We start from the raw sequence: 1,792 nt of genomic DNA, 5'->3' as shown, positions 1-1,792 counted from the left end.
CTCTGATATGATATAAAAGTTGCTAACACAGCACGGTAGACCTTTGAAAACTGAACAAAGCAAGCAAACGAACCAATGTGTAGGACGTTTCAATTTATTGAAACAAATACATGCAAGCAATAGCTAGCAAAGTTAATTTTTATGAGCTTAATGACCGTATGGTCATTCAAACAAATCATTATGAGAGTTTGATCCTGGCTCAGGACGAACGCTGGCGGCGTGCCTAATACATGCAAGTCGAACGCTTTTTCTTTCACCGGAGCTTGCTCCACCGAAAGAAAAAGAGTGGCGAACGGGTGAGTAACACGTGGGTAACCTGCCCATCAGAAGGGGATAACACTTGGAAACAGGTGCTAATACCGTATAACACTATTTTCCGCATGGAAGAAAGTTGAAAGGCGCTTTTGCGTCACTGATGGATGGACCCGCGGTGCATTAGCTAGTTGGTGAGGTAACGGCTCACCAAGGCAACGATGCATAGCCGACCTGAGAGGGTGATCGGCCACACTGGGACTGAGACACGGCCCAGACTCCTACGGGAGGCAGCAGTAGGGAATCTTCGGCAATGGACGAAAGTCTGACCGAGCAACGCCGCGTGAGTGAAGAAGGTTTTCGGATCGTAAAACTCTGTTGTTAGAGAAGAACAAGGATGAGAGTAAAATGTTCATCCCTTGACGGTATCTAACCAGAAAGCCACGGCTAACTACGTGCCAGCAGCCGCGGTAATACGTAGGTGGCAAGCGTTGTCCGGATTTATTGGGCGTAAAGCGAGCGCAGGCGGTTTCTTAAGTCTGATGTGAAAGCCCCCGGCTCAACCGGGGAGGGTCATTGGAAACTGGGAGACTTGAGTGCAGAAGAGGAGAGTGGAATTCCATGTGTAGCGGTGAAATGCGTAGATATATGGAGGAACACCAGTGGCGAAGGCGGCTCTCTGGTCTGTAACTGACGCTGAGGCTCGAAAGCGTGGGGAGCGAACAGGATTAGATACCCTGGTAGTCCACGCCGTAAACGATGAGTGCTAAGTGTTGGAGGGTTTCCGCCCTTCAGTGCTGCAGCAAACGCATTAAGCACTCCGCCTGGGGAGTACGACCGCAAGGTTGAAACTCAAAGGAATTGACGGGGGCCCGCACAAGCGGTGGAGCATGTGGTTTAATTCGAAGCAACGCGAAGAACCTTACCAGGTCTTGACATCCTTTGACCACTCTAGAGATAGAGCTTCCCCTTCGGGGGCAAAGTGACAGGTGGTGCATGGTTGTCGTCAGCTCGTGTCGTGAGATGTTGGGTTAAGTCCCGCAACGAGCGCAACCCTTATTGTTAGTTGCCATCATTTAGTTGGGCACTCTAGCGAGACTGCCGGTGACAAACCGGAGGAAGGTGGGGATGACGTCAAATCATCATGCCCCTTATGACCTGGGCTACACACGTGCTACAATGGGAAGTACAACGAGTTGCGAAGTCGCGAGGCTAAGCTAATCTCTTAAAGCTTCTCTCAGTTCGGATTGTAGGCTGCAACTCGCCTACATGAAGCCGGAATCGCTAGTAATCGCGGATCAGCACGCCGCGGTGAATACGTTCCCGGGCCTTGTACACACCGCCCGTCACACCACGAGAGTTTGTAACACCCGAAGTCGGTGAGGTAACCTTTTTGGAGCCAGCCGCCTAAGGTGGGATAGATGATTGGGGTGAAGTCGTAACAAGGTAGCCGTATCGGAAGGTGCGGCTGGATCACCTCCTTTCTAAGGAATATTTCGGAAGACTACACATCGTTTGCCTTTGTTCAGTTTTGAGAGGT

The 1,792-nt window shown here is 50.7% G+C and carries 1 rRNA gene; it reads left to right on the top strand.

The window, feature by feature from the left end:
* Positions 1-176 precede the first annotated feature (176 nt).
* Positions 177-1,736 (top strand): 16S ribosomal RNA (locus IAE45_RS18505).
* Positions 1,737-1,792: the final 56 nt, after the last annotated feature.

The sequence above is a fragment of the Enterococcus sp. S53 genome (genome assembly GCF_016516865.1).
GTDB classification, from domain to species: Bacteria; Bacillota; Bacilli; order Lactobacillales; family Enterococcaceae; genus Enterococcus_D; species Enterococcus_D innesii.
This window is presented reverse-complemented; position numbering and strand designations above follow the sequence as displayed.